We start from the raw sequence: 1,187 nt of genomic DNA on the forward strand, positions 1-1,187 counted from the left end.
TCCCCGCGACTCGTGCTGACTCCTCGGTTTTTGTGGACGCGAGTCGGCGAAGAGCGTAAGCCCCGCTTTAACCATAACGGTAAGCGGGCATGGCGATCGATCCCTGGTTCTTCATTGCCGTCGGATGCAGCCTGACCGGATACACGCTGTATCTGACCGGGCTGCGGCGGCAATTGGTCCAGCCCAACCGCGCCTCCTGGCTGATCTGGAGTGCCGCAACCGCAGTCGAGGCGGTTACCTATGCCGCGGTCAACCCCGGTGCCGTGCAAGGCTGGGTCTTCGCGTTTTCGGCGCTCGCCTGCGTCGCGGTGACGATCGGCATCTGGCGGCGCTCGGTGTGGAGCGCGCCCGCGCAAGGCGAAGTGCTTTGCACCGCCGCGTGCCTCGCCGCGCTGACATTGTGGATCGTCTCGCGCAACGCGTTCTGGGCGCACATGCTGGTGGTCGCGGCGGTGCCGATCAGCTTCTGGCCGACCTGGCAGAGCGTGGCCCAGGATCGCAACCGCGAGCGCTCGCCCGCCTGGGGGCTGTGGGCAGTCGGCGATCTCGCCACGCTGCTGGTCGCGACGCGCGGCGGCAATCAGCAGGTCGGCGAATATGCCTATATCCTGGTCGAATTGCTGTGCCATGCGAGCGTGTGGTTCATGGTCGGCCTCGCGACGATCAACCCGTTGCGCTCGCTCGGTTTTCGCAACGGGCGGCTCTATGTGCTCGATGCCTATAGCCCGGCGGCGAGCCTGTTCTCGGTCGGCGAGACGCATCTCGGCAAGGCGGTCTATGCCGCGCAAGGCTTTGCCGAGGGCGACGAGATCATCCGCTTCACCGGCCGCCGCTTCCGCGCCGACCGCGTGCCGAGCCTGATGCGCGGGAGCAACGACCGCTTCGTGCAGGTCACGCCGCAGCATTACATGGGCCCGTCGGGCCGGATCGACGATCTGATCAACCATAGCTGCGCGCCCAATGCCGGCCTGCGCTTCGCCGGCGGCAGCGTGACGCTGGTCGCGATCCGCGCGATCGCCCCGGGCGAGGAAATCGCGTGGGATTATTCGACCACTTTGGCCGAATCGAACTGGCACATGATCTGCCAATGCCGCGCGCCGGAGTGCCGCCGCGTCATCGGCAATTTCGCGACGCTCGCGCCCGAACGGCAGGAATGGTTCCGCGCGCGCAATCTGGTCGCGCCGTAT

At 66.7% G+C, this 1,187-nt stretch carries 1 protein-coding gene; it reads left to right on the forward strand.

The genetic code is table 11. From position 1 onward, the window contains the following. Nucleotides 1–89: 89 nt before the first annotated feature. A partial coding sequence (locus ABWP09_RS14440) for an SET domain-containing protein (RefSeq protein ID WP_353205812.1) occupies nucleotides 90–1,187 on the forward strand: 1,098 nt, incomplete at its 3' end.

Origin of the sequence: Sphingomonas sp. (assembly GCF_040398505.1) — a bacterium.
Classification (GTDB): Bacteria; Pseudomonadota; Alphaproteobacteria; order Sphingomonadales; family Sphingomonadaceae; genus Sphingomonas.